Below are 26,807 nucleotides of genomic sequence, written 5' to 3' on the forward strand. Positions count from 1 at the left end.
CGCGCCGCCGTCCCCGCGCCCGCCGGTCCCGTGCCGCCGTCCTCGGCCCCGCCGCCCATCTTCCGCCGAGCGCCTCCTGAGCCCCTCCTTTCTCGCCGAGCCCCTGCGAAATGCGCGCACACATCGGAGGGATTCGGCGAGAAAGGAGGCGCTCGGCGAGGTCTGGGCCGGGTCGGGGCTGGGTCGGCGCCGTGGGCGGGGCGGGTCGGGAGAGGCGCGGGCGGGCGGAGCCGCGCTCTACGCCGCCGGGTCGAGCAGCGCCGCGCGCTGCTCCGCAGTCAGCGGGGTCGCCGGGAACTGCAGTACGACCTTGCCGACCGGGTGCTCCTCGATCAAGAAGCGGTAGGCCTCGTGCACCTCGGCGACGTCGAACACCCGCTCGACGGGGGCCTGGATGTGCCCGTACGCAATTGCCTTCGCCAGCCAGTCGAGGTCGCCGTGCTTCGCGACGCCGCTGCCGTCGGTGTGCACGCCGTGGCTTTCGGCAGCGCCCGGACCGGCCCCGATCGAGTTCGTGCGGTCGGCCGGTACGCCGAGCGAGGCGAACAAGTCGAGCTCGTCGGGCCCCTGCGTCGCGAATGCTGCGTGGATGCCGTCGGGTGCGGCGGCGCGGAGGCGATCCGCCAGCCCGTCGCCGTAGGAGATCGGTTCGATGCCGAGTGACCGGAGCGCGGCCGCATTGCGCTCGCTCGAGATGCCGAGCACGCGCGCGCCGAGGTTGAGCGCGAGCTGGGCGGCGAGCACTCCGACGCCGCCGGACGCACCCGACACGACGACGGTCTCACCCTCGGTGGGGCGGATCGCGCGGATCCCCGCGATCGCCGTGCGGCCGGTAATGTGCAGGGCGCCCGCCGTGTCGAGCCCGAGGCCGCGTGGCACGAGGTGGAGGGTCGTCGCCGGGTCGGTGACGAGCAGCGACGCAGTCTGCGCCTGCTGCGAGAGCCCGCCGAACACGAGATCGCCGGGCTTGAACCCGTCGACGCCGTCGCCGACCTGGTCAACGATTCCGGCGAAGTCGGTGCCATTGCCCGATACGCCATCAACGGGGTCGAACGCGCCGCTCACGATCTTCCAGTCGACCGGGTTGAGCCCGGCGTAGCGCACCTGCACCCGCACCTGCCCGGGCCCGGCCTCGGGGGCCGCGATGTCGACGAGCTGCAGCTGCTCGACGCCGCCGTTTGCGCGGTACTGAACGGTCGTGCTCATGTGGTGCTCCTTCGGGTCTGCGTGCGAGCCGCGCCGGTCGGCGGGTTCACCAGCACCAACGAACGCGCCGCCCGCGCTCTTCCCGTGAGGTTGCCGAGCGCGTCACATTCGGCAATGCGGGGAGCGTGAGTTGGTTGTGAGGAGCGCGGGCGCGACCCTCGCAACCAGCCGGAGTGGCTGCGGTGCCTACCCGCGCATCACGAAGGGGTCGGCGACCGGGCCCTCGTCGGTGTTGATCCACACGCTCTTGAGTCGCGTGTACTCGTGCATCGATTCGAGGCCGTGCTCGATGCCGACGCCTGAGCTCTTGAAACCCTGGCGAGGTGACATCGGCGACATCGCCCGGTAGGTGTTGACCCAGATGGTGCCCGCCTCGAGTCGGCGGGCCAGGCGGTGCGCCCGAGCCAGCTGGTTGGTCCAGATGCCCGCGGCCAGCCCGTATTCGGTGTCGTTCGCGAGGCCGACGAGCTCATCCTCGGATTCGAAGGGGAGGATCGCGGCGACCGGTCCGAAGATCTCCTCGCGCACGACCCGCATGTCGTTGGTCACGTCGGTGAGTACGGTCGGCTCGTAGAAGTATCCGGGCAGTTCGAGCTGCGGGCGCCCGCCGCCGGAGTGCACGGTGGCCCCCTCGGATGCGCCCAGTTCGACGTACGAGGCGACCTTGTCGAGCTGATCGCCGAACGAGAGCGGGCCGAGTTCGGTCTCTGCGGCGAGCGGGTCGCCGATGACGATGCTCTGAGCTCGTGCGGTCACGCGCTCGAGCAACTCGTCGTACACGGCCTTGTGCGCGAAGACGCGGCTGCCGGCGATGCAGGTCTGGCCGCCGGCGGCGTAGATGCCGGCGATGACCCCCATCGCCGCGTTCTCGACATTGGCGTCGTCGAACACGATGTTGGGGCTCTTGCCGCCGAGCTCAAGTGTGCAGCCGATGAATCGTGCCGCCGCGGTGGCCGCGATGCGCGATCCGGTCGCGGTCGAACCCGTGAACGAGATCTTCGCGAGCAGCGGGTGATCCACCAGGGGAGCGCCGGCGGCGGCGCCGAATCCGGTCACCACATTGAAGACGCCGTCGGGGAACCCGGCCTCGGTCGCGAGCTGTGCAAGGCGCAGTGTGCTGCGCGACGTGTGTTCACTCGGCTTGACGACGACGGTGTTGCCGGCCGCCAGCGCGGGCGCGATCTTCGAGGTGGTCAGGGTGAGCGGCGAATTCCAGGGCACGATCGCCCCGACGACGCCGAGCGGTTCGCGCTGCGTGTAGTTCAGAATGTCGAGATTCGTCGCCGGAATCTGCGACCCCTGCACTTTGTCGGCGAGACCGGCGTAGTAGTAGTAGTACTCGGGGAGTGCGCGCATCTGCCCGCGCATCTCGCGCAGCAGCTTGCCGTTGTCGAGCGATTCCTGCAGCGCGAACTCGTCGGCGTGCTCTCCGATGAGGTCGCCGAGCCTGCGCAGCAGGTGACCGCGCGCGGTCGCGGTGAGTCGCGACCAGGCGTGGCCCTCGAACGCCGCGCGTGCCGAGCGCACGGCGCGGTCGATGTCGGGGGCGGTGCCGGCGGCGGCCTCGTAGAGGGTGTCGAGTGTTGCCGGGTTGGTGCTCGCGAAGTATTCGTCGGTGGCGGGGGCGACGAATGCGCCGTCGATGTAGTGCCCGAAGCGTTCGGTCATGGTCGGCTTCCTTCCAAAGGGGTGATGAATGCGAGCAGCCGTTGCGCCAATTCGTGCGGTGCTTCGACGGGCAGCATGTGCCGCGCTCCGGTGACGATCTGCGATGCGCAGTTCGGGATCGCGCGCGCCAGCCGTGCCGTCATGTCGGGCGTCGAACCCGGGTCGAGCTCTCCCGTGATGGCGAGTGCGGGTACGCGAATCGCGGGCAGCTCGGGGGCGATCTGCTGGTCGCCGCGCGCGAACACGGTGTAGGCGTGCACGAACGACTCGACATCGTTGCCGAGGAGTGTGTCGCGGGTCGCGGCGATCGTCTGCGACGCCACCCGCGATCCTTCAGGAAACCACCGCTCGATCGACGCCGAGGCGCTCGCCGAGAAATCGGATGTGGCCGTCGCGAGCCGGGACTCGACCGCTTCGCGCTCTGCGGGGGTGCGATCGCAGACGGAACTCACCGCGGTGAGCGAGACGAGACGTTCAGGGGTGAAGCGCGCGATGTGCTGGGCGATGAGTGCCCCGAGCGAGAACCCGACAAGGTGCACCGGGCCCTCGGGGAGCCGTTCGCGCACATCGTCGGCGAGCGTCTCGAGTGTCTGCGGGGCGCGCAGCGGCGGTCGCTCGCCGTGACCGGGGAGGTCGAGCGCGATCGTGCGGCGACCCGCGGCTTCGAGGAGCGCGACGACCGGCGCCCACATCGTGCGGTCGAGACCCACGCCGTGCAGCAGCACGATCGGAACGGCGCCGGTCGTCACGCTACTGCTCGGTCGAGAGGTCGGCGAGGCGCTGCTGCGGGCGACCCTGAGCGGCGCCGGCGAGGGCGATGACGATCTCGCCGGGGTGTGGGGCATCGGCGATGCGCACCTCGACGGTCTGATGGTGGGAACGGATCGTCGCGTCGGTGAAGTGCTTCAGCGGAATGTCGAACACGATGCCGGCGGCACCGCGCTTCTCGACCGCAGGAAGCAGGGTCGTCGCGTTTGCGGCGTCACGGAAGTGATTGCCGAATTTGAGTGTGTGGATCAGCGCTGAGCCGTGCTCGATCTCGCCTTCAAGGCCGACGATCGCAGCCTTGCCGTACGCCTCGAGCGGCGCGTCGAGCGCCGCAATGACACGGGGTGCCAGCAGCGCGCCGAGATCTGAGGCGACGGCGTCGATGCCGGGTGCGAGGTCTGCGACGAAGCCCTGGCCGGCCCACGGGTTCGGGATCACCGCGGCGACGATGGCGATGCGTGCGACGGGTGACACTTCGCGTCCGCCCTCCTGCGCGATCTCTTCGACGATGGTGATGATCTTGCGGGGGCTCAGGGGGCTTGGCTGGCTCATAGTGCGATCTCCTTCAGGATGTCGGTGGTAATCGGGGTATCGGTGGTGCGGTCGCCGATGCGCGCGTGGGGCCGCGGCCCCGTCGACGCGACCGCGATGACCGCGATCTCATCGGCGCGCGGCGCATCGGCGAGATGCACCTCCAGCGTTTGGTAGTGGCTGCGGGTCGCCGCGGCGCTCTTGTGCCAGAGCGGCACACGGATGAGCTCTCCGGTGCCCGCGCGGCCGTCGACGAAGCAGAGAATCGATGTGCCCTCAAGCGCCTCGCGCACGAGATTGCCGAAGTACGCGGTGTGAATCAGTGCGCTGGCGTGCTCGAGCTCACCGGCGGTACCGACGAACGCCGCCTTTCCGAAGGCCTCGACGGCATCGGCGCCGCCCAGAGCTTCGATGAGACGGTCGCTGAGCAGCTTCGCGAGCAGGGGGGCCGCGAAATTGCTCTTCGCGGCGAGATCCTCCGTGGTTCCGGTTCCCAACCATGGATTGCGAATCACGGCCGTCGCGCTGGCGCGGAGGATCGGGCGGCCGTCGCGATCGGGCACCTCCTCCGTGGCGACCGCGATCTTGCGCAGGGCGATCGCGCGCGCGATGTCGTCGAATTCGCGCAGCGTTGTGCGATCCGGCAATGCAGTTTCGGGTGCGCCTTCGGTGTCGAGCTGCGGTGGGGAGAGCGTGGTCATCGAGATCGATCCAGTCTGTTGAAGGTGGGGAGGAGTTCAGGATTCGTCGAACGCGGCGATCGATGCCGACTGACTCGACGTGGCGACGTGTCGCCGCGCAGCGAGTTCGGCGAGCAGCGGATCCTTCGCCTGGATGGCGTCGACGATGCCGCTGTGCTCGCCGAGGGAGTTCGCGAGGCGACCCGGCTGCTGCAGCGTCTGGCGCACGATCCGGTGGTAGGCGAGTTGGTTCATGAGGAGGTCGTAGTGCTCGGCGAGCTTCTGGTTGTCAGCGCCGTCGATCAGCGTCTGGTGGAAGTCGTGCACGAGTTCGGCATACGCCTCTGAATCGCCGCGGCGCACCGCCTCGCGCTCGTCGGCGACGTTGCGGATGAGCTTGCGGAGTTCGGGGACGTCGCCGCGCCGGGCGAGCAGGCCCGCGGCCAGCCCCTCGAGGCTCTCCTTGATTTGGAAGAGCTCCACGATCTCGCGCTGCGTGGGTTTGCGCACGAAGGTGCCGACGCGGGGGCGGATCTCGACGAGGCCCTCGATCTGCAGCTGCTTCAGCGCTTCGCGGATCGGAGTGCGACTCACCTGGAACTCCTCGGCCAGGCGGATCTCGGCGAGGAGCGCACCGGGAGGGAATTCGCCGAGCACGATCCCGGATCGGATGCGATCGAGCACCGTGAGATCCGTCGTCTTCGATGACTGCATGCGTTCTCCTTGAGGTGTCGCCACTGACTGACTGCGAGCGCTGTCTTGTATGGCAGCGTACACGATTTGCATCTGTTGTGTGCCACAGCTTGTGGCGTCATCGGTATTGTTACGCACAAGTTTCGCGAAAACAAGCCGTTTTGATGTTGACAGTCGCCGAGTCGGTGGCTAATCTCGGTCGAGACATGCATACAACACGTGGGTATGGCGACCTCGGGAGCCCCACTGCGTATCGAGTTCGACGATTGGACAACGGTGACCACAGACACAGCACATTCCGCTCCGCGAGCGACCGTGGAGCTCGCAGACTGCACGATTACGTTCCCCGACCAGGGCTCCGGCGCCTACACCGCAGTGCGCAACGTGTCGATCGCGGCCGAACCCGGCAAATTCACCTCCGTCGTCGGCCCGACGGGCTGCGGCAAGTCGACGATCCTCAACATGTCGGCCGGGCTGCTCACGCCGTCCGCGGGCACGGTGTACGCGCAGGGAGAGCCGCTTCGCGGGCTCAACCGCGACGCCGGCTACCTCTTCCAGCAGGATGCGTTGCTGCCGTGGCGCTCCGCGATCGATAACGTCGCGCTCGCGCTCGACTACCGAGGTGTCTCGAAGAGCGAATCGCGCAAAGAGGCGGCAGAGTGGCTCGAGCGCGTCGGGCTCAAGGGCTTCGAGAAGCGCTACCCTGCTCAACTCAGCGGCGGCCAGCGACGCCGTGTCGCCATGGCGCAGATGTGGATCACCAACCCCGGGTTGATCCTCATGGATGAGCCGTTCTCGGCGCTGGACGTGCAGACCCGCCTCGTCATGGAGGGGGAACTGCTGAACCTCTGGGGCGCGAGCGGGGCAGCGACGCTCTTCGTCACCCATGATCTCGACGAGGCAGTGGCGCTCTCCGACGAAATCATCGTGCTCAGCGCGGGCCCGGCGAGCACCATCGTCGGTCGCTTCGAAGTGCCGCTCGAGCGCCCGCGCGACCTGTTGGAGATCAAGCGCGACCCGGTGTTCCAGCGCATCTACAGCGAGGTCTGGGACTGCCTCAAGGAAGAAGTCATGAAGACGTACCAGCTGAACCAGCCTGAGGAGGCCGCAGCATGACCACACTCGTAGCCTCGACCGAGGCGATCACCACGAAGGTCACCGAGCCCGTGAATCCGTCAGGGGCGATTCGGTCGCGCAAGCTCCGCATGATCGGGTATCAGGTCGCCCTCGGCGTGCTCTTCATCGGGCTCTGGCAGGTTGGCGCGATGACCGGCGTGCTCGACCCGTTCTTCTTCAGCGAGCCCAGCGCGGTCTTCGCCCGGATCGTGGAGTGGTTCACGACCGGGTCGATCTACCCGCACCTCATCGCCACCACGCAGGCGACGCTGCTGGCATTCGGCATCGGAGTCATCGGCGGGCTCGTGTTCGGCGTGCTCTTCGGTCGCATCGACTTTCTCGCGCAGCTCTTCGACCCGTTCATCAAGATGTTCAACGCGCTGCCCCGTCTCGTGCTCGCGCCGATCTTCCTGCTCTGGTTCGGTATCGGCATTTGGTCGAAGGTTGCGCTGGGCTTCACGCTGGTGTTCTTCGTCGTGTTCTTCAACACGCTGGAGGGCATCCGCAGTGTGCCGCGCGTGCTGACGAACAACTCGCGCATGCTCGGCGGATCGCAGTCGCAATTGCTGACCTCGGTGTACCTGCCGAGCGCGCTGAGCTGGATATTCTCCAGCCTCCACACCAGCATCGGCTTCGCGATCATCGGTGCGGTGATCGGCGAATACCTGGGCGCCTTCCGAGGCATCGGGTACGTCATCGCGCAGGCGCAGGGCACCTTCGACACGACGAGCGTGTTCGCCGGCATGGTGACGCTCATGGTCTTCGTGCTCATCATCGAGTTCTTCATCACCCGTATTGAGAAGCATCTGCTGCGCTGGCGCAGCGCCGGCACGCACTGATTCCAACACCCCTCTCAACCTCGCATCACCTCACAACTCAGGAGTGAACATGTCAACGACGACGAAGCGACTGCTCTCGGGCGGTCTTCTCGCGGCCGCAACCATCGGGCTGATCGGCTGCGCCAGCCCCGGCAATGCGGGCGGAGGCGACGACGGATCGCCGACGCTGATCGCCGTCGCAGGTCTCACCAACCTCCACAACATCCCGCTGGTGCTCGCTGATGAGCTCGGCTACTTCGACGAGGAGGGCGTCAACGTCGAGCTCTCCGACCTGCAGTCGGGCACGAAGGCGCTCGAGGCCGTCGAGTCGGGATCGGCGCAGGCCGCGGCCAGCTTCTACGATCACACGCTGCGCATGCAGGCCAAGGGTCGCGACTACACCGCGTTCATCGTGCTCTCGGACAGCCCGGGCGCCGTGCTCGCCGTGCCGCCGGCGAGCGCGAAAGACATTACGAGCGTCGACGACCTCAAGGGGCAGCCGGTCGGCATCGCCGCGCCGGGCTCCGCTGAGGAGGCCTACTTCTCGGAGGCGCTGCAGCGCGCCGACCTGTCGCTGACCGATGTCAGCCTGGTCACCACCGGTACCGGCGCGAGCGCGGTCGCGGCCATGGAGGGCGGCCAGGTCGTCGCGGGCTGGATGTACGAGCCGGCGTTCTCGCAGTTCGAGGCGCGCAACGCGGGCACCGGAACGCTGATCGACACCCGCACCGCCGAGGGCTCGAAGGAGCTGTTCGGCGACGGCGGGTACGCAGCGGAGACGCTGTACACGAAGAACGAGTGGCTCGACGCGAACCCCGAGACGGCGCAGGGCATCGTGAATGCAACGGTCAAGGCGCTGAAGTGGATGCAGGATCACAGCGCCGACGAGATCACCGAGGCGATGCCGGCGAACCTCGTCGGTGAAGATCCGAAGGCGTACGCCGATGTGCTCTCAAAGAACCTCGAGATCTACACGAAGGACGGCAAGATGCCCGAGAACGGGTACGAGGCGAACGTGCGCCTGCTCGAGTCGTCGCAGGGTCTCAGCGATCTGCGGCCTCAAGAGACGTTCACCAACGAATTCGCGGACAACGCGAAGTGACGCACACCGTACTCCCCACGAGCACCCGTGCCGCGGTCATCCGCGAGCACGGGGCTCCGCTCTCCCTCGAAACCGTGCCGCTGCCCGAGCACCTCGACGCCGGGGCACTGCTGGTGGAGGTGCTCGCCTGCTCCGTGTGCGGCACCGACATTCACGGGTGGCTCGGGCACCTCACGATTCCGGCCGCGCTGCCCACCGTTCCCGGTCACGAAATGGTCGGCAGCATCATCGCGATGGGTGAGGGCGCCGATCGCGACTCTTTCGGCGAACCGCTGCAGCCGGGCGACCGCGTGATCTGGTCGCACGCGCCGTGCGGATCGTGCGAGGGGTGCGCGACGCATCGCGACTCGGCGCTCTGCGAGCGGCCGCAAATGTACGGCTACCTCAACTGCGAAGAGCAGCCCTACGGCGCGGGCGGGTTCGCCGATCACGCCGTCGTGCTGCCCCGCGCGGGCCGGGTGCGCGTGCCCGACGGGGTGTCTGACGAACTCGCGAGCATCGCCGCGTGCGCCGTGCGGTCGGCGGCCAACGCCGTCGAGACCCTGGGCCGCACGAAGCCGAGCGACACCATCGTGGTGCAGGGCAGCGGCCCGATCGGCCTGTTCGCCACGGCAATGCTGTCGCTCGGTAGTTTCCGCGACCTGATCGTCGTGGGCGGCCCGGCCGACCGACTGCGTCTTGCCGAATCGTACGGTGCCACGGCCGTCGTGTCGGTCGAGGAGCATGCGACGCCCGAGGAGCGCGAGGCGGCGGTGCTGCGGGCGACCGGTGGCCGTCGCCCCACGAAGATGCTCGAGATGTCGGGCGGCCGCACCGCGTTCGCGGAGGGGCTGCAGCTCGCTGCGAATGGCGCCCGCTACGTGCTCATGGGTCAGGTCGCGGGGTGGGATGCCCCCAGCCCGCCCGGCCGCATCACGATGAAGAACCTGCAGGTGCTCGGAGCTTTCTCGGGGGCGATCGACCACTACCGCGAGGCCCTGCTGTTCCTGGAACAGGCCGCAGATCGATTCGACTTCGCCGCGATCATCTCGAACCGGTACACGCTGGAGCAAGTGAACGACGCCTTTGAGAACATGCGGGCGATGCGCGACACGAAGGCGGTGATCTTGCCCCAGCGCGGGTAGCCGCCCCGCTCATTTCGGCCCCGGCTCATTTCGGCCACCGCTACCCTGAACCGAGAAGGGTGGGCGCATGGCAACCGTGAGCATCAACGGCATTGAACTGTACGAGCAGGTCTCGGGGTCGGGCGAACCCGTCGTGGTGCTCCACGGCGGGTTCTGCTCGCTCGAATCGCTGGCGCCCATTGCCGACGCGCTCGCTGCCGTGTCTCGAGTGCACGCCTACGAGCGGCCGGGCCACGGTCGCACGGCCGACCTGCCGGGCGACTACTCGTACGAGCGCGGCGTCACCGAGGCGCTCGCCTACCTCGACGCGCACGGACTCGCCGATGCCCACATCGTCGGGTACAGCGACGGGGCGATCATCGGGCTGATGCTCGCCATGGCGCATCCCGGCCGGGTGCGCTCGCTCACCGCGATCAGCGCGAATCTCGATCCGTCGGCGTACGACCGCGACCTGCCCGCGAACGGGCCGGTGCTGCCTGATCTGCCCCGGTCGGGTGCGGCGGGCGATCCGGCGCCGGATCGCATCAGCTCCGAGCGCCGCGCCTACGAGCGCCTGTCGCCCGACGGGCCCGAGCACGCCGACGTCGTCTTCGACAAGTGTCTGCGGCTGTGGACCTCTGAACCCCACATCGCCGCCGCCGAACTCGCCCGCGCGACGTCGCCCACACTGGTGGTCGGTGGTGACCGCGACACGGTGCGGCCCGCGCACTCGCTGCGCATCGCGGCGAGTCTGCCGAACGCGCGCCTCGCGATCGTGCCGGGCACCACGCACGGGCTTATCGATCAGAAGCCCGAGCTCATCACCGCGCTGATCCTCGACTTCTGGGCCGAGGTCGCGGAGGCCTGAGCGCGGCCCCCGTGCCGCGCCTCGTCGCCCAGGCGCCGGGCGCCCTGCCCTGCCCTGCCCTGCCCCGCACCCTCCTCCCGCCGCGAGCGCACCCCTGTTGCGCGAGCGCGCCGGCACATGAGGGGTGCTTTCGAGCAACAGGGGTGCACTCGGGAGAGGGTCTGCCGCGTCGAGGTGCGGCTTCTAGGTGGCAGCGGGCTCGCTACGCCCCGACTCGCCCCACCCCGCTCTGCCGCGAGTGCACCCTTTTCGCACGAGCGCACCTGTAAGCGCGGGGTACTCTCGCGCAAAAGCGGTGCACTCGAGAAGAGGTGGCCACGCTGAGCACCCTGCAAGGCAGACGGCGCCGCGGGGGCGCGGGCGCGCGCCCGGCAAGAACCCCCTACGCCGACCGGCGCAGCAACCAGACGAAGTAGGGCGCCCCGATCAGCGCGAGCATGAGCCCGGCGGGCAGCTGCGCGGGCGAAATGAGGGTGCGCCCGAGGGTGTCGGCGACGCAGACGAGCAGCGCACCGAGCAGCATCGCGACCGGAATGATGCGCGCGTGCCGGGCCCCGACGATCGCGCGGGCGAGGTGCGGGGCGACGAGGCCGACGAACCCGATCACGCCGACGGCGACGACGCTGACCGCGGCGAGCACGGCCGCGATTGCGAGCATCGAGAAGCGCGTCTTCTCGAGCCCGATGCCGAGAATGCGGGGCGTATCTTCGTCGATGGCGAGCAGGTCGAGGTGGCGGCGCAATCCGATGAGGATCGGCAGCGCGATGACCAGCGCGATTGCCACGGGCAGCACATCGGGCATCGACCGCCCGTAGGTGGTGCCCGAGAGCCAGGTCAGAATGCGGGGGGTGTTCCAGGCGTCGGCGCGCAGCAGCAGGAATGTGGTGAGTGCGCTGAGGCCGTACCCGCAGCCGATGCCGATGAGCACGAAGCGGTCGGGCAGCATGCCCCCGCGCCACGACAGCAGGGCGATGAGCCCGAACGTGGCGAGTCCCATTGCGACGGCGAGGGTGATGAGCAGCGGGCGCCCGCCGCCCGAGGTGACGGCGATGACCGCGCCGAGGCCGGCGCCGGCGGTAATGCCGAGCAGCCCGGGTTCGGCGAGCGGGTTGCGCACGGTCGACTGCACGACGCTGCCCGAGAGGGCGAGCGCGGCACCGGCGAGCAGCGCCGCGGCCACGCGGGGCACGCGCTCGTCGATCGCGCGCGTGACGAGATCGGGGGCCAATCCGCGGGCCCAGAGCGCGAGATCGCCGGTCTGCAGCCACAGGCTGCCCGCGAGCAGGCCGACGACGGCCGCCGCGATGAGCAGCACGGCGACGATGGCGATGACCACACCGAGGCGCAGCCGGGTGCGGCGTCCGGGCCGCGCCTGGGGCGGAGTGCGCACGCCGCCGGCGTCGCGCATGCGCAGTGCGAGCACCACGATGACGACGGCGCCGAGCAGCGCCGTGGGAATGCCGGTGGGCACTGACGTCGCCCCTTCGGCACCGAGCAGCGCGCGGAGGCCGGCATCGGCGAGCAGGATCAGCAGCGCGCCCAGCAGCCCCGACACTGGAATCAGCAGCAGGTGTCGAGTGATCGGTCGCACGCGCGCGGCGATGAGTCGGGCGAGCACGGGGGCGCCGAGCCCGACGAACGCGATCGGGCCGGCGAGCATCACCGCGGTGCTGGTGAGTACGACGGCGCAGACCACGGCGATGAGGCGGGTGGAGCGGATCGGCACCCCGACCGCCGAGGCGGTGTCTTCGCCGAGGCCGAGCACGTCGAGCCGGCGGGTGAGGAGCAGTGCCGCAAGGAGGGCGACGACGATGAGGGGGAGGGCGCGCAACGAGGCGTCGATGTTGAGCTGCGCCAGTGATCCCGAACCCCAGGCGAACAGCCCGGTCGTGTTCTCCGTGAAGAGGATCAGCAGCATCGCCGTGCCCGCGTCGAGGGCCATCGCGAGCGCGGACCCGGCGAGGATGAGGCGGGTGGTGCCCGCGCCGGCGGTGCTGCCGGCGAGTGCAAGCACGAGTGCGGCGGCGAGCAAGCCGCCGATGAACGCCACCGATCCGGAGGCCCAAAGCGGGAGTGAGAGCCCGAATGCGGCGACCGCCGACAGCGCGAAGTACGAGCCGGCGGTGACAGCGAGGGTGTCGGGCGAGGCAAGCTGGTTGCGGGTGATCGACTGCAGCAGGGCGCCGGCGACCCCGAGCGCGAACCCGACGGCGACGCCCGCGGCGAGGCGCGGCAGGCGGGAGCCGGTGAGCACATCGCCCACCGGCACGCCGCCGACCGATTCACGGGCACCGCCCGCGTAGCGCACGAGGTCCCAGACCCCGACGCCCGAGGTGCCCTGCGTGAGGTGCCACGCACCGACCGCCACGACCGCGACGAGAAGCCCGACGAGCACCGCAACTCCGCTGGCGCGCCCCCGCAGCCCGAGGTCGCCGGTGGCGTGCCCGGGTGCGGCGAACGCGGCGGATGCTCCGGATGCGGGCCGGGTCGAAGCCGGCGCGACTGCGGGCGTCGCGGTGCGGGTCGGAGTCATGGCGATCCTGCGCGGCGTTACTTCTGGAGAATGACGTCGACGAACGCGTCGACGGCCTGCTCACCCGACAGCGGGCCGCCGGCACCCCAGACGCCCGCGGGGAACGCGTGTGCGCGGCCCTCCTTGACGGCGGGCAGCGAGGTCCAGATCGCGCTCTTCTCGAGTTCGTTGGTGTAGCCGCCCTCTTCGTCCTTGGAATAGAAGAGGTTCGCGTCGCCGACGGCGGTGAGGCCCTCGAGGTCGGTCTGTGCGAGGCCGTAGGCGGGGTCGACGCCGCCGCTGCCGTAGGCCGCATCGATCTCGTTCGTCCAGGCCGGTGTCAGGCCGAGTTCCTCGCCGAACGCGGTGAAGAGGGCGCCCTCGCCGTAGGGGCGGATCACGAGGTTGCTGCCCTCGACCCAGCCGTCGAAGAACACGAAGTCCTTCGTGGGCAGGTCGACGGTCGCGACCTCGGCCTTGGCATCGGCGAGGTGCTGGTCGAAGTCGGCGAGCACCTGATCGGCGCGCTCGGTGCGGCCGGTCGCCTCGGCGATCAGCGTGAAGACGTTCTTCATGTTGCCGATCGGATCCTTGGTGTCGGCGCCGACCGTGACGAGCACCGGAACGTCGCTCTCCTTCTCGAGTGTCTTGACGATGTCGGCGTCGGCCTCGAACGCCTCCACGATGATGAGGTCGGGATCGGCTCCGTAGAGCGCGTCGAGGTCGGGCTCGCCGCGGGTGCCGAGATCGACGACGCTCTCGGGCAGCGTCTCGGCGCTGACCCAGGTGCCGTAGCCCTCCGGGTCTGAGACAGCGACGGGCGCGACGCAGAGCGTCAGCGCATCTTCGATCTGCTGCCACTCGAGCACCGCAACCCGCTTCGCGGGCTGGTCGAGGGTGACCGTGCGGCCGACGCCGTCGGTGATCTCGACCGGGCCGGTCGACGTGGTCGTCGTGTCGTTCTGGCACGCCTCCGAGGTGGCCTGCGGCACGTCGCCGGTCCCGGCTTCGACGGTGGTGGTGCCGCAGCCGGCCGCGGTGAACGCAACGGCGGTGACGAGCGCAGCGGCGGCTGCGGTGCGGAGGGAGCGGGTCATGCGGGGGTCCTCTCGGTGGGATCGGTGGTCTGGTGCGAGTGGGTGGGAGTGCCGGGGGTGGTCAGGGATGCCTCGGGTGCAGGCGCGGGGTGCGCGAGTGGTGCGTGGCGCCCGATCGGATCGATGCGCACGCGGCCGGTGCGTGGGTGCACCTCGACCTCGACGTCGATGCCGTAGACCTCGCCGATGTGCGCCGCAGTGAGCACCTCGGCCGGGAGTCCGGCGGCGTGCACGCGCCCGGCGTGCATCAGAATGAGCTCGTCGGCGACCCGCGCCGCATGGTCGAGGTCGTGCAGCACGATGCCGACCGCGACCCCGGTCTGCTCGACGAGATCGCGCACCAAATCGAGCGTTTCGATCTGGTAGCGGAGGTCGAGGTGGTTCGTGGGTTCGTCGAGCAGCACGACCCCGGTCTCCTGCGCGACGCAGGCCGCGAGCCAGACGCGCTGCATCTCGCCGCCCGAAAGCTCGCCGACCGGTCGGGTTGCCATGTCGCGCACGCCCGTGGCGAGCATCGCGTGATCGATCGCGCGGCGATCATCGTCGGTGAGGCCGGCGAACCGGCGGCGGTGCGGGTGCCGACCGAATGCGACCACCTCGCCCACGGTGAGTCCCTGCGGCGCCGGGCGCGACTGCGAGAACAGGGTGACCTCGTGGGCGAACTCGCGCGCCGTGAGCAGGGAGGCGGCGCGATCTTCGCGGTCGGCGCCGCCGAGGGTGACGGCGTCACGGGGCGCCGGGTGCAATCGGGCGAGCGCGCGCAGCAGCGTCGACTTGCCGCTGCCGTTCGGGCCGATCAGCGCTGTGGCTCGGCCGGGCTCGAGCGCGATGGAGACGTCGTGCACCACCGGGCGCTTGCCGTAGGTGAGATCCAGGGATGTGCCCCGCAGCGAAGCGGGCGTGCGAGAGGAACGAGTGGGGGCTGCTGGGGGCATGCGGAGTTCCTCGATCGGCGGGCGCGGGCGGCTGTTCCGCCCCAGACGCGCATCGCAACTGAGGGTAGCCTTGCTTACATCAGATTAGTTCGGGATCGCCGACCTCTGCAATTTCCATGAACCCGCTGACCGGGCCGGAGGTGGTGCGGCTCGTGCGCGACGGTGCCGGGGTGCCGGATCATCGGGCGCCGATGTGAACGCGTGTGTCAGGTGCCTGCCCGTTCTGCAGCCAGCCGACGTAGCATGCCTGCATGAGTACGGCAGCCGGCAGCGCGAGCGAGCGCCTAGTGCGGGCGGTCGCCGACCTCGGCGAGCTCGTCGACGTGCCGATTGCGCTGAACGCCTCTGACATGCGCCCGCTCACCTCGATGCCGCATGCCGGCCCGCTCGACGGCAGCCGTCTGGCCATGCTGCTCGGCAAGCCTGTGACCGATGAGGTGCGGCGCAGGCTCGCGGCCGACTCCGGCATCTTCACCGGTACGGCGCCGCAGCGCATCGCACCGTTTCCCGGCCTGGAACTCGGCCGGGTGCATCTGCCGGTGCGCGATCCGGGGGGCGAGCTGGTCGGTCACCTGTGGGCGATCGACGGCGACGGCTCCGTGGCCGAGTCCGACTGGCTGCGCTTGCAGCGGGCGGCGGCGGAGGCGCTGCCGGATGTGCTGCACGACGCCGGCGCGACGGCGCTCGAGCGCGGCGTACCGCTCGACCGGCTCGTCGCCGGGCATCGCGTGTTCCGCGTGTTCGCGATCGACATTCGCACGGCGCCGGTGGTCGACCCCGGAGGGCTCGTGGGGTTCTCCGCGCTCGATCGGGTGTGGGAGCGCGCACGCACGGCGATCCCGGGCTTGCGCTGGTCGGTGACGCGGGACTCCGAGGGTCGTGAGGTGTTGGTGGCCGGCGGGTCTGCGGAGCTGTTGGGGCGCGGTGCGCTTGAGCCGGCGATCGGGGAGGCGGCTGCGGGGGTGAACGCCGATGCGCAGGCCATCGGCCGCGTCACCGTGTTTGCATCGCCGCCGCTCTTCACCGCGCACGAGGTGTTCGACCATCTCGAGGCGGTGCACTCGGTCGCGGGTGCCACAGTCGGCACTGCCGAGGTCGTGTTCGGCGATGCGCTGCCCTCGTACGAGCTGCTCGTCGAGCTCGGTCGCATCGCCCCGATCCGCCGCCTCGAGGTGCCGCGCGCGCTGCGTACGCTGCTCGAGACCGATCGCGGGCTCACCATCGCGCGCACCGCGAAAGCGTTTCTCGATACGGGCGGCAACGCCGGGCGAACGGCCACCGAGCTCGGCGTGCATCGGGGCACCCTCTATTACCGCATCGCGCGCATCGAGGAGCAGACCGGCTTCGATCTCGAGCGCGGCGATCATCGGGTGGCGCTGCACCTCGGGTTGACCGCCGCGCAGATCGAGGGGCTGTTCTAGCGCGACGCGGGGCTCACTGCGCAGGCGTCGACGGTCTCGATGGTGCCGGATCGCCGAGCGCCGCCAGAGCTGCTTCGGCGAGGGCCGAGTTCGAGCTCACCACGGGGAGCCCGAGCTCGGCCTCGATGCGTGGAATCGCAGCGAGGGTGCGCAGGTTGGTGCAGCTCAGCATGATCACGTCGGCGCCATCACCAGTGAGGCGCGCGGCCTCGGCGCTGAGCCGATCGGCCGACACGGCGGCGGTCTGCTCGTCATCGACGATGCCGAGCCCGCGCGTCGAGACAACGTCGAGCCCGTGCCCGCGCAGGTAGTCGGCTTCGGCCGCGACGATTTCGTCGGAGTACGACGCGATGAGCCGCACGCGCGAGCCGCGAGCTGAGAGTGCACGCACCATTGCGCGCGCCGCAGTGATGACGGGGGCGCCGAGGCGCTCTTCGAGCGCGGCGACGAAGCCCGTTTCGAACGCGGTGCCGCGCAGGAATGTACCGCTGGTGCAGCCGAAGAGGCCCAGGTTCGGGGTCACCTGGCGCAGTGCCACAGCCTGTTCGAGCGCCGCCGCTTCGAGGGCGCGGAGCGCTTCGGGGGTGACGGCGTCGAGCGGCATGCGGGCGACATGCAGCGAGGCTGCCCCGCCGATGCGGCGGGGCAGCTCGATTTCGACACCGGTGTCGCTCGATGGAACGAGCACGGCGACTCTCGCCGGAGGGTCGACGACGGTCACAGGATGCGCGGGTCGCCGGTCTCGGCGGCGCTCGGGTCGAGGCCGGCGGCCTTCAGGGCATCGGCGATCGTGCCATCGTCGTGCAGCTCCTTGACCCCCGCGTTCAGGGCCTTCGTGAGCTCCGGGTTGTCTTTCGAGACGAGCACGGCGGTCTGGCCGGGCTCGGTCGCCGCCTTGATGCGATCGTCGGCGGCGAGCTTCTTCACCTGGAAGTCCGAGTCTTTGTAGAGGTACTGGGCGGTGCCGTAGCTGTCGATGCCGACGTCGATGCGCCCGGCCTCGAGATCCTGCTGCAGCTCTGCGGAGGAGGGGTAGAGGGTGAGCTTGTTGTCACCGAGCACGCTCTGCACGTCTTCGACCCAGTTGTAGCCCTGGATCGTGCCGACCTTGAGCTTCGCGAAATCGTCGACCGAGTCGATGCCGTCCTTCGAGATGACTCCACCGGGCTCGATGTAGAGCGGATCGGAGAAGTCGACGACCTCGGCGCGCTCGGCGGTGCGGAAGATCGAGCCGATGGCGACGTCGATGCGGCCCTGCTGAATGGCCGGGATCAGAGCGGCGAAGTCGTAGGCCTCGGCCTTGACCTTGAGGCCGTTCTTTTCAGCGAGCGCGGTGATGATCTCGCCGTCGGGGCCGGTCAGCTCGCCGTTTTCAACGCCAACGAACGGCGGGAAGTTCGGCACGCCGACGGTGAGGGTGCCCTCGGTGATCGTCGAGAATGTGGCCTCACCGCTCGATGAATCGGACTCCGAGCCCGAGGCGTCTGAAGCGGGTGACGAGCAGGCGGCGAGGCCCACGGTGAGTGCGGCGACCGCGACGACGGACCAGAGTGAGCGGCGTTTCATAATGTCTCCAATAAGCGAACTGAATGGCTGATGGAACACTACTGTGACGACCTGATCGCGATCGGCCCATAGACAGGTGTTCAAAACGACGCCAGATGACGCACTGTGACGCGGGGAATCGCAGGCGCCACGCCGGTTTGAACACCTGTCGAGAATGTCTCCCCCAAGCTCTCCTTATGATCGACAGACCGCTGCACCGAAACGTCACAATCACCACTGGAGCCCGATGAGTCACCCCAACCCGACGCCGCGCGAGACCGAGCACGCGAGTGGTCGCGTCACCGCGTCCGTCGACGCCGACCGACTCTGGGGCACCTTGATCGAGACCGCGCGATTCGGCGGCACCGACGGGGGAGGCCTGCACCGCCTCGCGCTCGGTACCGCCGACGCAGCGGTGCGGTCCTGGCTGCGCACGTCTGCATCCGCAGCGGGCTGGACGGTGCAGGGCGATGAGATCGGCAACCAGTTCATCGTCAAGGCAGGCGCTCGGCCCGAGCTCCCACCCGTGCTGATCGGCTCGCACCTCGACAGTCAGCCGCTCGGCGGTCGATTCGATGGGGTGTACGGCGTGCTCGCCGGCCTGGAGGTGCTCCGTTCTCTCGGCGATCACGAGGTCGCGCACGAGCGCACGATCGTGCTCGCCAACTGGACGAATGAAGAGGGGGCTCGCTTCAGCCCGAGCATGATGGGTTCGGCGGTCTTCACCGGCGCCCTCGCGCTCGACGATGCGCTCGCCCGCACCGATGCCGACGGCATATCGGTCGCCGAGGCGCTCGGCGAGATCGAAGCCTCGGCTGCGGTCACGCAGTATCGCCCCAGCGCCACAGCACTGCACGCGTCGGTCGAAATCCACATCGAGCAGGGCCCGCACCTTGAAGCAACGGGTACCGATATCGGTCTCGTCACCGGCGTGCAGGCCATCCGGTGGCTCGATATCACCGTGGTCGGGTCAAGTGGCCACGCGGGCACCACGCCCATCGATCGCCGCCACGACGCGCTGGTCGCCGGTGCGCGTCTGGTCGAGACCGTGGCGCGACTCGGGGAGACCGTCGACCCCGACATCCGCCCCACGGTGGGCGAACTCGTGGTCGTGCCGAACTCCCGCAACGTCATTCCGGGGCAGACCCGTCTGGCGATCGACTTGCGGCACCCGGATGTGGCCGTGCTGGATCGCGCCGAGCAGCAGATCCGTGACGCAGCGGAGCGGATCGGTGCAGAGAATGGCACGACGATCGCCGTCGAAGCCGTGCTCGTGCAGCCCGCCGTCGAGTTTGACCGTGATGTGCTCGAGGTGATCCGGAACGCCACCAGCCGCCAGGGTCTAAGCGTCGCCGAGCTGGTCTCGGGAGCCGGGCACGACGCAATGCAGCTTGCACCGCACGTGCCCACCGCCATGATCTTCATCCCCTGCGTCGACGGCATCAGTCACGCCGAGGCCGAGAACATCACCCCCGAGTGGTCGGCGAACGGAGCGCGAGTGCTGTTCGATGTCGTCGCCGAATTGAGTGGAGCCGCACGATGAGTGCATCGCAGACCCCCGCATCGCAGACCGCCCAACCGCTCGTTTCCGTGCGCGACCTCGGCAAGTCGTTCGGCGATCACCTCGTGTTCTCCGACGTGAGTTTCGACGTGCCCGCCGGCGCCGTCACCGCGATCATCGGGCCGAGTGGTTCGGGCAAGAGCACCATGCTGCGCTGCCTGAACCGGCTCGAATCACCCGAGCAAGGCACTGTCACCATCGCGGGCACCGCATATGCCGCCGGCACGAAGCTCTCGCACGCGGCCGAGCAGGCGCTGCACTCCGATGTCGGCATGGTGTTCCAGTCGTTCAATCTGTTTCCGCACCTCAGCGCGCAGGAGAATGTGGCACTCGCTCTGCGCCGCGTGCGCAAGCTTTCCCGGGCCGACGCCGCCGAGCGCGCGCTCACGGGCCTCACGCAGGTCGGCCTCGCCGACCGCGCCGAGCACCGCCCGGCGCAGCTCTCGGGTGGCCAGCAGCAGCGCGTCGCCATCGCCCGCGCGCTCGCTTTGGAGCCTCGCGTTCTGCTGCTCGACGAGCCGACATCAGCGCTCGACCCGGAGCTGCGCGCCGAGGTGCTGCAGGTGCTGCGCCGCCTGGCGGGCACCGGCATCACCATGCTCGTCGTCACTCACGAGATGCGATTTGCCGAGCAGGTGGCCAGCGACGTGCTCGTCATGGCCGACGGACAGATCATCGAACATGCCCCGCCTGCGCAGCTCTTCTCTGACCCGCAGCACGAGCGCACGCGGCAATTCTTGAAGGTCGTGCGCGAGCAGTGACCCTTTCCGAGATCATCACGAGCATCGCAGCCGGTATTCCGCTTACGATCCTCGTCTCCGTCACCGCGTTCGCGCTCGGCGCGGTACTCGCGGTGCCGGGCTCTCTCGCGCTGGATTCGCCGCGGGCGGTGCTGCGCATGCCAGTGCGCATCGTCGTGGACCTCGTGCGGAGCGTGCCGATCCTCGTCTGGCTCTTCATCCTGTACTTCGGCGTCTCGATCGGCACCTTCCACTTCGCCCCGCTCCCGGCCGCCGTGCTCGTGCTCGGCATTGTCGCCGCGGCGTACCTCTCGGAGGTGCTGCGCACCGCGCTCGCCGCGGTGCCGGTCGGCCAGGGGGAGGCCGCGCGCAGCCTGGGGCTCTCGGTGATCGACCGGTTCCGCTTCGTGATCGCGCCGCAGATGATTCGCGTCGCGCTGCCCTCGGCCACGACCTTTGCGCTGACCTTGCTGAAAGACTCGTCGATTCCGTCGGTGATCGGTGTCACCGAGATCGCCTACTTCACGACCCAGGCGAATCGCACCGCGGGGGCCGGGCTTGACGCATATCTCGTCGCCGTCGTCTGCTACCTCGTACTCAGCATTCCGATCGCGATCATCGGGCGATCCGCTGAGCACGCGCTGCGAAAGCGGGTACGCGCATGATCAACGACAGTCTGTGGGACACGCTGCAGCAACTGCTGCCCGGCCTCGGCCTCTCGCTGCAGCTCGCGGGCGTCAGCACGGTGGTCGGTGTGCTGGTCGGTCTGCTGCTCGCATTGCTCGCAACGCGTCGGTCGCGCTGGATCACCTGGCCCACCATCGCCCTCATCGAAATCGGTCGTGGCGCCCCGGTGCTCGTCGTGCTGCTGCTCGTCTACTACGGGCTGCCGAGTGTGCACATCGTGCTCGATGCGCAGATCGCGGCTTGGATCGGCCTCTCGTTCACGACGGCCGCGTACAGCAGCGAGATCCTGCGCGCGAGCCTGCTCGCCGTACCCGACAGTCAGCGCGAGGCCGCTCGGCCTCTCGGGCTCTCGCGACCCGCAACGTTCTTCGCGGTCGTGCTGCCGCAGGCGATCCGTATCTCGCTCGCGCCGTTGCTCGGATTCTGCATTCAGATGTTCCAGGCAACGTCGCTCGCCTTCGCGCTCGGGCTGCCCGAGCTGCTGAGCCGCGCGTACGACATCGGCTCCATCACCTTCGAGTATCTGCAGGTACTCGTCATCGCCGGCGCCGTCTACGCGATCATCACGCTGCCGTTGATTCGGCTCGTCGCGCGCCTGGAACGGCGCAGCGCCCGCCGCCGCGCGATTCCCGGCTCTGCTGCCGCGCCCGCAACTCCGACCATATCCACCGCACCCGCTCACCCCACAGGAGCATCATGACCGACTCGCGCTTCCACCTCGGATGGTTTCTCAACTTCACCGTCGACGACTGGGACGGGCAATGGGGTGATGGCGGCCGCGACTGGTCGGGCGAGACGCTGATCGATGTCGCCCGACAGCTCGATCGCGCCGACTTCGACTTCATGCTGCTCGAAGACAAATCGATGGTGGCCGACACCTACGGCGGCTCATTCGTCGCGGAGCTGAAGCACGCGTATCACGCCCCGAAGCTTGACCCCGCACCGCTCGTGCCGCTCCTCGCGCAGGCGACGGAACGCCTCGGCATCATCGCGACGCTCTCGACCACGTTCTACCCGCCGTACCTGCTCGCGCGTCTCACCGCGACACTCGACCACCTCACCCGCGGCCGCGTCGGCTGGAACGTCGTGACGTCGGGGGAGGATCGCGCCGCGCAGAACTACGGCTACGACCGCATTCCCGAGCACGACCTGCGCTACGAGAAGGCCGACGAATACGTCGACCTCGTGCAGCAGCTCTGGGAGTCGTGGGACGAAGACGCGGTGGTGCGCGACCGCGAGACTCGCACCTACGCCGACGGCGCGAAAGTGCACGACATCAACTTCCAGGGGCGCTTCTACGCGTCGCGAGGCCCGTTGAATACCCCGCCGTCACCGCAGCGCCGACCCGTCGTGGCGCAGGCCGGCGGCTCGCCGAAGGGGCGCGCGCTCGCGGCCAAGTACGCCGACGTGGTGGTGTCGCCGGCCTCGACCGTCGATGACATGCGGGCGTACCGCGACGACATTCGGGCGCGCGCCGCCGAGCTCGGGCGCAATCCCGATGACGTCAAGGTGCTCTTCCTGGTGTCGCCGACGCTCGGCGACACCGACGCGCACGCGCAGGAGCGCGCGGAAGCCCGTATCGCTGACCCCGAATTCTTGGAGCGCACGCTCGTCGGCATCGCAGACGTCACCGACATCGACTTCTCGCAGTTCGACCTCGATCAGCCGCTGCCCGCCGACCTCGCGACGAACGGCGAGCAGGGCACGTTGCGAGCGATGCTCAAGGGTGGCGAGGGCAAGACCCTGCGCGAGCTCATTCTTGGCGACAGCGGCAGGCGCAAGGGCGACCTCATCGGTTCGCCGGCAACGGTGGCGGATCGCCTCGAGCAGATCCACCGCGAGGTCGGGGGCGACGGGTTCCTCATCCACGCGCCTGGCATGCGGATCAACCGCAAGTACGTCATCGAGGTCGTCGACGGATTGATTCCCGAACTGCGGCGGCGCGGATTGGTGCGCGATGGCGGTGGCGAGGTGCGTCCGAGGTTGCGGGATCGCCTGCGCGAATTCTGAACAACTCGTCGCACCACTCGTCGAGCAGGAGAAATTCGCTCCCGCGGTCTATCCCCTCACGCGTGCATCCGCCCGACGGAAGTTCTCCTGCACGACGGGAGGTGCGGGTGCGCCGCGGCCCAGTGATGTGCCGATGCCGGATCGCCACATCTCGCCGGCCCGCGCGATTGTCGGCGGCATGCGTCACAATCGATGCATGGACGCCCACGAATTGCAGCAGCGCGCCGCCGCGCGAGCCGATGAGCTGCCCGGCGCGGTGCTCGAGCACCCGTTCGGGCCCGACGCCGACGTCTATAAGGTGCACGGCAAGGTCTTCATGCTGATCTCGGCGCTGCGCGGCGACGGTATCGTGACGCTGAAGTCGGCCCCGGCCGACGCGAACGTGCTGCGCGAGGCGTACGCCGACATCGCGCCCGGGTACCACATGAACAAGAAGCACTGGATCACGGTGTCGGGCGACGGCGCACTCGAAGCCGAGCTGCTCGACGACCTGGTCACCGAGTCGTACTTGCTCGTCGTCGAGACCCTGCCGAAGCACGCCCGTCCGGTCGACCCGGCGCAGTTCGGGCGTCGCAGCTAGCGGGGCGCCGCGTTGCCGTCAGGCTTCCGAAAGACGTCGCTCATATGGTCGCCGCGCAGAAAGTCGCCGATGCCGATCATGATGAGGCTGAAGACGATCTGCTCGGTAATCATCCATCCGGGGTAGAGCCCGGGAATCGCCGCCATGACCAGCGTGATGACCGGGAAGATCTGCGCGAAGAGCCGCAGGCGGCGGTACGCCCAGTACCAGCCGCGAGCGGCTCGCCAGGCGAAGTAGCAGAGGGTCACGGTCATGGCGAGCACCACGAACGAGCGCATCCACACGGCGAACGGCACGGCGCCACCTGCGGCGGTGATCCACACCGCGGCGACGGCGGCGGCGAGACCGATCAGCAGCTCGAGCACGAGCAGCCAGGCGATCCAGCGGAATGCGCGGCGCGTCTTCGGGTGCGAGAGGCCGTCTCTGGCCACGCGCAGACCGGCTTGACGGCCACCGGCGATGCGGTCGAGTCGGAGCAGCAGGGCGTCGAGTGCCATGCCGTCAGCGTACCGAACTGCGCTGACGTCGCTGGGCGATCGGTAAGGGGTGCAACGGCCACTCTCTGGGTGCAGGATCGGGGTGCGCGGAATGCTCCGCGCACCCCAGACCGTCAGTCCTGCGTGCTGACGTGCGCGCGGGCGCGCTGCAGGCGGCGCGCTCCGAACGCGAGGCCGCCGAGCGCGATCATCGCGGCGCCCCCGATGAACCACGGAGTGAGCGGTGCGCCGCCGGTGGTCGCGAGGCCCGACGCGGTCGCTGCTGCGGGCTGCGCGGCTTCGGCGCTCGAGCCCGCTGCTCCCGAGGAGCCGGAGCCGGAAGCGTTGGAGCCGGAACCGTTCGCGGCCCCCGACGCGCTCGTGGCGTCGGCGGTGGCCGATCCGGCACCGGCCGATCCCGAGGCGCCGTCGGCACTCGCGGTCGCATCCGCGCCCGCTCCATCAGCTCCCGACTCGGAGGTCGCCCCGCCGTCTGCGTCGCCGACCGGCGCCGCCGCCGCGAGGGTGGCGGCAAATGCGAACGGCAGCGGCGGCTTCTCGGCGTCCATCGACGCGCCCGTCGTCAACCACCAGGGCTGCAGCTGCGGGTCGAGCCACTGCACGAAGTCGGCGGGGTACGAGTTGGGGTAGGTGCGCGACTCAAGGGTCAGTGCGCGGCCGAAGAAGTCGGGCTGCGCGGTGAACGCGTATGCATCGCCCTCGCTCGTCACCGACGCGTTCGAGAACGTGGCGAGCGTGACGCGACGGTAGCCGTCGCTCTGCAGCGCGCCGCTGACCTTCCATGAGACGTCGAAGCTCAGCGACCCGGTGCCATCGGCGTCGATCTGCAGGCGAGGGTTGCCGAGGATCGTCGTCACCTCGGGTGCGAGCGCCGGGTAGTGCTGAATGAAGATGCCGCCGTCCCAGACCAGATCCGCGGCTCCGCTCGCGCGGTCGACCCAGCCGGTGCCGTTCGAGAACCCGTAGTCGGTGCCGCTCTTCACCGCGTCGCCGAGTGCACGCGGGCCCCAGGCCTGCATGTACGTGTTGATCGCCCAGGTGAGCGCACCGTCGGTCGTTGCGCTGGCACCTGCGGGAGTCGCGCTGGCCGTTGGGGCAGCGGGGCCCTCCCACGGCTCGTTCACCGTCGGCTCTTCGGGGCCGGCCTCCTGGCCGGGGGTGACCTCGCGCTCCGTGACGACGGGGGCGTCGCCGGCCCGCGAGATTTCGCTCAGGCGATCGGAGTAGGGGTGGCTCGCGAAGATGCGCGATCCGTCGGCACTGATGCCGAGACCCCAGGTGTCGGCGTAGGGCGACCCGGTTCCCTGGGTGACGCCCGCGGTGGTGAAATCGACTGCGGTTTCGGCTGTCCAGGTATCGGGGCGGATCACCGAGACCGTATTGGTGAAGCCGTCAGTGGTGACGACCTCGTGCGTCGCGGGGTTGACCGCCATCTCGTAGACGTTCTCGCCGACCTCGACGGGAGTGCCGACGAACCGGCCGTCGGCGACGCGCAGGCTCACGACCTTCGTGCGATCCCACGAATCGCTGATGGTCGGGTTGACCGCGATGTGCAGCTCGCCGAGGGTCTCATCCATGGCGAGGGCCGCAGCTCGGCCGCCGACCGGGGTGCCGTCGACGACGAGCGTCGAGACCGGGAACGCGAGCGAATCGACCCATGCGCCGGTGATGGTGCTGTAGCCGGTGATGACCTTCGCGCGGCCCTCGGCGATCCACACCATATGGTTCGTGGCGTCGTAGACCGCGTCCTTGATGAGCGGGTAGCGCTCGGTGCTGATCGCGATCGGGGTCGAGACCGCTCCCGTACTCGGATCGACGCGCGTGAGCGCCGTCGAGTCGAAGATATAGACCACGCCGGTGTCGGTGTCTTCGACGAGACCGCTCGGGTACGACGGCGTGCCCGCGAGCTCGCGGGTCTCGAACGTCGGCGACGTGAGGTCGACGATCGCCAGCGTCTGCGACGTGTTGAAGGCGACGTAGAGGCGATTGCCGTCAGCGCTCAACGCGATATCGGTCGGGTCGCTCTGGGGCAACGTGATGGAGCTGCCCGAGGGCGCGCCCGTCGCGATGTCGTACCAGGTGATCTGACCCGGGCCGGAGCTCGGGTCGACGGTGACGTACACCCGGCCGCGGGCGTCGTCGACGACCGCATCACGGCTCGTCTCGCCCACAGTGGCGGTCGTGGTCAGGGAGAACTGCGAGCTGTCAGCATGCGCTGAGAGCGGCGTGAGGATGAGCGCGAGACCGGCCAGCAGCAGCGCAACGAGCGCTCCCGCCGCGGCGCGCGCGGAGACAGATGGATGGAAAGCAGGCACAGCAAAGCCCCTCGATGGCAGGCGGATACAACAAACAATCCATCATACTTAGGATTGCCTTGCCTACGTTTGCACAAGTCGAGTCGCGTGAGTGTCAGGGAAAGCCCGCAGATGTGCCCCGGAATGCGAGTCGGTGGGGCAAAACGGATGTGACTCAGGCTGACCTATACAACATCAGATGTATGACGCGCAATCGATCATTTCACATGTTGCGTTCGTACATTCAGAGTCAGGAACCGGTCGTTGTCACCGCATGGTCGGCTCCTTGACTCATGAAGTTCGGCTCCTGCCGGGTGTGCGCCCGCCGGGAGCCGAACTGTTTCTCCGGTAGATGTCAGCCGCGGGGCGCCCTTG

25 protein-coding genes are annotated in these 26,807 nt (G+C 69.0%); 12 read left to right on the forward strand and 13 right to left on the reverse strand.

The annotated features are described in order from the left end of the window. Positions 1–237 precede the first annotated feature (237 nt). The 6 genes from ACZF5Y_RS00730 to ACZF5Y_RS00755 all read right to left on the reverse strand — a co-directional run bounded on the left by ACZF5Y_RS00730 (position 238) and on the right by ACZF5Y_RS00755 (position 5,567). Positions 238–1,206 (reverse strand): NADP-dependent oxidoreductase, encoded by a 969-nt coding sequence (locus ACZF5Y_RS00730; protein ID WP_497533906.1) that lies wholly within the window; start codon positions 1,204–1,206, stop codon positions 238–240. 186 nt (positions 1,207–1,392) lie between these two features. Continuing rightward, positions 1,393–2,874: an aldehyde dehydrogenase gene (locus ACZF5Y_RS00735; RefSeq protein ID WP_497533907.1), complete on the reverse strand. Its 1,482-nt coding sequence runs from the start codon at positions 2,872–2,874 to the stop codon at positions 1,393–1,395. After that, on the reverse strand, positions 2,871–3,623 hold the full coding sequence (locus ACZF5Y_RS00740) for an alpha/beta fold hydrolase (RefSeq protein ID WP_497533908.1): 753 nt from the start codon (positions 3,621–3,623) through the stop codon (positions 2,871–2,873). Before ACZF5Y_RS00740 ends, ACZF5Y_RS00735 begins: the two co-directional genes overlap by 4 nt. Before the next feature lies 1 nt (position 3,624). Then, complete coding sequence (locus ACZF5Y_RS00745; RefSeq protein ID WP_497533909.1) at positions 3,625–4,194, reverse strand: amino acid synthesis family protein; 570 nt, start codon at positions 4,192–4,194, stop codon at positions 3,625–3,627. Further along, entirely contained in the window at positions 4,191–4,874 is a 684-nt protein-coding gene (locus ACZF5Y_RS00750) for an amino acid synthesis family protein (protein WP_497533910.1), read from the reverse strand. Before ACZF5Y_RS00750 ends, ACZF5Y_RS00745 begins: the two co-directional genes overlap by 4 nt. Before the next feature lie 36 nt (positions 4,875–4,910). Next, complete coding sequence (locus ACZF5Y_RS00755) at positions 4,911–5,567, reverse strand: GntR family transcriptional regulator (protein WP_053387510.1); 657 nt, start codon at positions 5,565–5,567, stop codon at positions 4,911–4,913. A 255-nt stretch (positions 5,568–5,822) separates the two neighbouring features. Between ACZF5Y_RS00755 and ACZF5Y_RS00760 the strand changes: the two genes are divergently transcribed. The 5 genes from ACZF5Y_RS00760 (at position 5,823) to ACZF5Y_RS00780 (ending at position 10,553) form a co-directional block, all read left to right on the forward strand. After that, positions 5,823–6,662 carry an ABC transporter ATP-binding protein gene (locus ACZF5Y_RS00760; protein ID WP_497533911.1) on the forward strand — a complete coding sequence of 280 codons (840 nt, stop codon included), beginning with the start codon at positions 5,823–5,825 and terminating at the stop codon, positions 6,660–6,662. Further along, a complete protein-coding gene (locus ACZF5Y_RS00765; protein ID WP_497533912.1) occupies positions 6,659–7,501 on the forward strand; it encodes an ABC transporter permease in 843 nt (280 codons plus the stop codon). Before ACZF5Y_RS00760 ends, ACZF5Y_RS00765 begins: the two co-directional genes overlap by 4 nt. A 49-nt stretch (positions 7,502–7,550) precedes the next feature. Continuing rightward, on the forward strand, positions 7,551–8,582 hold the full coding sequence (locus tag ACZF5Y_RS00770; protein WP_497533913.1) for an ABC transporter substrate-binding protein: 1,032 nt from the start codon (positions 7,551–7,553) through the stop codon (positions 8,580–8,582). Beyond that, positions 8,579–9,706, forward strand: coding sequence for a zinc-binding dehydrogenase (locus ACZF5Y_RS00775; protein WP_497533914.1), 1,128 nt, complete (start codon positions 8,579–8,581; stop codon positions 9,704–9,706). Before ACZF5Y_RS00770 ends, ACZF5Y_RS00775 begins: the two co-directional genes overlap by 4 nt. Before the next feature lie 67 nt (positions 9,707–9,773). Beyond that, entirely contained in the window at positions 9,774–10,553 is a 780-nt protein-coding gene (locus ACZF5Y_RS00780; protein WP_497533915.1) for an alpha/beta fold hydrolase, read from the forward strand. A gap of 382 nt (positions 10,554–10,935) precedes the next feature. On the opposite strand, the gene ACZF5Y_RS00785 is transcribed toward ACZF5Y_RS00780, so the two are convergent. The 3 genes from ACZF5Y_RS00785 to ACZF5Y_RS00795 are packed head-to-tail and all read right to left on the reverse strand — an operon-like array spanning position 10,936 to position 15,097. Beyond that, positions 10,936–13,086 carry an iron ABC transporter permease gene (locus ACZF5Y_RS00785; RefSeq protein ID WP_497533916.1) on the reverse strand — a complete coding sequence of 717 codons (2,151 nt, stop codon included), beginning with the start codon at positions 13,084–13,086 and terminating at the stop codon, positions 10,936–10,938. Between the two features lie 17 nt (positions 13,087–13,103). Then, positions 13,104–14,162: an iron-siderophore ABC transporter substrate-binding protein gene (locus ACZF5Y_RS00790; protein ID WP_497533917.1), complete on the reverse strand. Its 1,059-nt coding sequence runs from the start codon at positions 14,160–14,162 to the stop codon at positions 13,104–13,106. Then, complete coding sequence (locus tag ACZF5Y_RS00795) at positions 14,159–15,097, reverse strand: ABC transporter ATP-binding protein (RefSeq protein ID WP_497533918.1); 939 nt, start codon at positions 15,095–15,097, stop codon at positions 14,159–14,161. The genes ACZF5Y_RS00790 and ACZF5Y_RS00795 overlap by 4 nt, the downstream gene beginning before the upstream one ends. 251 nt (positions 15,098–15,348) lie before the next feature. On the opposite strand from ACZF5Y_RS00795, the gene ACZF5Y_RS00800 reads away from it, so the two are divergent. Further along, positions 15,349–16,518, forward strand: coding sequence for a PucR family transcriptional regulator (locus ACZF5Y_RS00800; RefSeq protein ID WP_497533919.1), 1,170 nt, complete (start codon positions 15,349–15,351; stop codon positions 16,516–16,518). 13 nt (positions 16,519–16,531) lie between these two features. Here the strand turns inward: ACZF5Y_RS00800 and ACZF5Y_RS00805 are convergent, their stop codons facing one another. After that, a complete protein-coding gene (locus ACZF5Y_RS00805; protein ID WP_497533920.1) occupies positions 16,532–17,239 on the reverse strand; it encodes a maleate cis-trans isomerase family protein in 708 nt (235 codons plus the stop codon). After that, positions 17,236–18,084: an ABC transporter substrate-binding protein gene (locus ACZF5Y_RS00810; RefSeq protein ID WP_497533921.1), complete on the reverse strand. Its 849-nt coding sequence runs from the start codon at positions 18,082–18,084 to the stop codon at positions 17,236–17,238. Before ACZF5Y_RS00810 ends, ACZF5Y_RS00805 begins: the two co-directional genes overlap by 4 nt. Before the next feature lie 226 nt (positions 18,085–18,310). Between ACZF5Y_RS00810 and ACZF5Y_RS00815 the strand changes: the two genes are divergently transcribed. The 6 genes from ACZF5Y_RS00815 (at position 18,311) to ACZF5Y_RS00840 (ending at position 23,641) form a co-directional block, all read left to right on the forward strand. Next, the gene (locus ACZF5Y_RS00815) at positions 18,311–19,606 is read left to right on the forward strand and encodes a M20 family metallo-hydrolase (RefSeq protein ID WP_497533922.1); all 1,296 of its coding nucleotides are present in this window, start codon (positions 18,311–18,313) and stop codon (positions 19,604–19,606) included. After that, positions 19,603–20,385: an amino acid ABC transporter ATP-binding protein gene (locus ACZF5Y_RS00820; RefSeq protein ID WP_497533923.1), complete on the forward strand. Its 783-nt coding sequence runs from the start codon at positions 19,603–19,605 to the stop codon at positions 20,383–20,385. The genes ACZF5Y_RS00815 and ACZF5Y_RS00820 overlap by 4 nt, the downstream gene beginning before the upstream one ends. Next, positions 20,382–21,029 (forward strand): amino acid ABC transporter permease, encoded by a 648-nt coding sequence (locus tag ACZF5Y_RS00825; protein WP_497533924.1) that lies wholly within the window; start codon positions 20,382–20,384, stop codon positions 21,027–21,029. Before ACZF5Y_RS00820 ends, ACZF5Y_RS00825 begins: the two co-directional genes overlap by 4 nt. Beyond that, positions 21,026–21,751: an amino acid ABC transporter permease gene (locus ACZF5Y_RS00830; RefSeq protein WP_497533925.1), complete on the forward strand. Its 726-nt coding sequence runs from the start codon at positions 21,026–21,028 to the stop codon at positions 21,749–21,751. The genes ACZF5Y_RS00825 and ACZF5Y_RS00830 overlap by 4 nt, the downstream gene beginning before the upstream one ends. Next, the gene (locus tag ACZF5Y_RS00835) at positions 21,748–23,061 is read left to right on the forward strand and encodes an NtaA/DmoA family FMN-dependent monooxygenase (protein ID WP_497533926.1); all 1,314 of its coding nucleotides are present in this window, start codon (positions 21,748–21,750) and stop codon (positions 23,059–23,061) included. Before ACZF5Y_RS00830 ends, ACZF5Y_RS00835 begins: the two co-directional genes overlap by 4 nt. A gap of 196 nt (positions 23,062–23,257) precedes the next feature. Next, complete coding sequence (locus tag ACZF5Y_RS00840; protein WP_497533927.1) at positions 23,258–23,641, forward strand: MmcQ/YjbR family DNA-binding protein; 384 nt, start codon at positions 23,258–23,260, stop codon at positions 23,639–23,641. On the opposite strand, the gene ACZF5Y_RS00845 is transcribed toward ACZF5Y_RS00840, so the two are convergent. Both ACZF5Y_RS00845 and ACZF5Y_RS00850 read right to left on the reverse strand, forming a co-directional pair. Further along, positions 23,638–24,138: a hypothetical protein gene (locus tag ACZF5Y_RS00845; protein ID WP_497533928.1), complete on the reverse strand. Its 501-nt coding sequence runs from the start codon at positions 24,136–24,138 to the stop codon at positions 23,638–23,640. The two genes, ACZF5Y_RS00840 and ACZF5Y_RS00845, sit on opposite strands and share 4 nt — an antisense overlap. A 113-nt stretch (positions 24,139–24,251) precedes the next feature. Next, on the reverse strand, positions 24,252–26,453 hold the full coding sequence (locus tag ACZF5Y_RS00850) for a hypothetical protein (RefSeq protein WP_497533929.1): 2,202 nt from the start codon (positions 26,451–26,453) through the stop codon (positions 24,252–24,254). Between the last annotated feature and the right edge of the window lie 354 nt (positions 26,454–26,807).

Source organism: Leucobacter sp. WKLB1 (assembly GCF_059696215.1).

Coding starts and splice junctions, on each gene's coding strand:
- ACZF5Y_RS00835 (WP_497533926.1), top strand. CDS start 21,748: ATGACCGACTCGCGCTTCCACCTCGGATGGTTTCTCAACTTCACCGTC.
- ACZF5Y_RS00815 (WP_497533922.1), top strand. CDS start 18,311: ATGAGTCACCCCAACCCGACGCCGCGCGAGACCGAGCACGCGAGTGGT.
- ACZF5Y_RS00810 (WP_497533921.1), bottom strand. CDS start 18,084: ATGAAACGCCGCTCACTCTGGTCCGTCGTCGCGGTCGCCGCACTCACC.
- ACZF5Y_RS00800 (WP_497533919.1), top strand. CDS start 15,349: ATGAGTACGGCAGCCGGCAGCGCGAGCGAGCGCCTAGTGCGGGCGGTC.
- ACZF5Y_RS00785 (WP_497533916.1), bottom strand. CDS start 13,086: ATGACTCCGACCCGCACCGCGACGCCCGCAGTCGCGCCGGCTTCGACC.
- ACZF5Y_RS00730 (WP_497533906.1), bottom strand. CDS start 1,206: ATGAGCACGACCGTTCAGTACCGCGCAAACGGCGGCGTCGAGCAGCTG.
- ACZF5Y_RS00745 (WP_497533909.1), bottom strand. CDS start 4,194: ATGAGCCAGCCAAGCCCCCTGAGCCCCCGCAAGATCATCACCATCGTC.
- ACZF5Y_RS00840 (WP_497533927.1), top strand. CDS start 23,258: ATGGACGCCCACGAATTGCAGCAGCGCGCCGCCGCGCGAGCCGATGAG.
- ACZF5Y_RS00770 (WP_497533913.1), top strand. CDS start 7,551: ATGTCAACGACGACGAAGCGACTGCTCTCGGGCGGTCTTCTCGCGGCC.
- ACZF5Y_RS00765 (WP_497533912.1), top strand. CDS start 6,659: ATGACCACACTCGTAGCCTCGACCGAGGCGATCACCACGAAGGTCACC.
- ACZF5Y_RS00750 (WP_497533910.1), bottom strand. CDS start 4,874: ATGACCACGCTCTCCCCACCGCAGCTCGACACCGAAGGCGCACCCGAA.
- ACZF5Y_RS00755 (WP_053387510.1), bottom strand. CDS start 5,567: ATGCAGTCATCGAAGACGACGGATCTCACGGTGCTCGATCGCATCCGA.
- ACZF5Y_RS00735 (WP_497533907.1), bottom strand. CDS start 2,874: ATGACCGAACGCTTCGGGCACTACATCGACGGCGCATTCGTCGCCCCC.
- ACZF5Y_RS00830 (WP_497533925.1), top strand. CDS start 21,026: ATGATCAACGACAGTCTGTGGGACACGCTGCAGCAACTGCTGCCCGGC.
- ACZF5Y_RS00795 (WP_497533918.1), bottom strand. CDS start 15,097: ATGCCCCCAGCAGCCCCCACTCGTTCCTCTCGCACGCCCGCTTCGCTG.
- ACZF5Y_RS00820 (WP_497533923.1), top strand. CDS start 19,603: ATGAGTGCATCGCAGACCCCCGCATCGCAGACCGCCCAACCGCTCGTT.
- ACZF5Y_RS00845 (WP_497533928.1), bottom strand. CDS start 24,138: ATGGCACTCGACGCCCTGCTGCTCCGACTCGACCGCATCGCCGGTGGC.
- ACZF5Y_RS00780 (WP_497533915.1), top strand. CDS start 9,774: ATGGCAACCGTGAGCATCAACGGCATTGAACTGTACGAGCAGGTCTCG.
- ACZF5Y_RS00790 (WP_497533917.1), bottom strand. CDS start 14,162: ATGACCCGCTCCCTCCGCACCGCAGCCGCCGCTGCGCTCGTCACCGCC.